Consider the following 240-nt stretch of genomic DNA (forward strand, 5'->3'; position numbering starts at 1 on the left):
GCTGTCGTCGGCGTCCGCGAGCAGCGCGAGTCCGAATTCCAGGCGAGCGAGCGGCGTCTTCAGCTCGTGCGAAATCGCATGCATCATTTCGCGCTGCTGCTTGATCGACGCTTCGATCCGTTCCGCCATGTCGTTGAACTGCACCGACAGCTCATAGATGTTCGACCGTGCGGACAATCGCACGCGCGTCGACAGCTCGCCCGCGCCGAACGCGTGTGCGGCAGTCTGCAGCTTGCGCAG

Annotated in this window: 1 protein-coding gene; it reads right to left on the reverse strand. The window is 63.8% G+C overall.

Annotation, left to right across the window (positions count from 1 at the left end):
• Positions 1–240, reverse strand: a 240-nt coding sequence (locus SB816_RS34580; protein WP_410548571.1) for a HAMP domain-containing protein, incomplete at both ends; no start/stop codon positions are given.

This window comes from Achromobacter sp. SIMBA_011, assembly GCF_046535435.1.
Taxonomy (GTDB): Bacteria; Pseudomonadota; Gammaproteobacteria; order Burkholderiales; family Burkholderiaceae_B; genus Achromobacter; species Achromobacter dolens.